Genomic DNA, 350 nt, shown 5'->3' on the forward strand with positions numbered 1-350 from the left:
AGGATTATCTGGATGAAAAGTCCTGGGCGGATGCGGCCCTTGCCCAGTCCTACCTCCTGGGGGTCCTGCATTGCATGTGGGCCTTATGGGACCGGAAGGCGGAGGACGCAAAGAAATACCATGAGGAGATAGTGCGCCGGAGCCATAGGATAGAACAGTAAAAGAGAGGAGAGCGGAGATGAAACGGACAATTAAGTTACACACAGGAGCGACCAAGGTCATTGAGGATGCCACACATAAGATAATGACAATCCAGAAATGGAGACAGGAAGGGACAAGACGTTTCGGTAGGAATTACATGGATTGGAAGTTTGAGTGCCCTATGTGCGGACATATTGCATCAATCAGGG

Annotated in this window: 1 protein-coding gene; it reads left to right on the forward strand. The window is 50.3% G+C overall.

The genetic code is table 11. The features are described 5' to 3' along the window. Positions 1-244: 244 nt before the first annotated feature. The coding region (locus tag LI015_RS28945) for a VVA0879 family protein (protein WP_319638749.1) at positions 245-350 on the forward strand (106 nt) is incomplete at its 3' end.

Origin of the sequence: Enterocloster sp. 210928-DFI.2.20 (assembly GCF_020554465.1) — a bacterium.
GTDB classification, from domain to species: domain Bacteria; phylum Bacillota; class Clostridia; order Lachnospirales; family Lachnospiraceae; genus Enterocloster; species Enterocloster bolteae.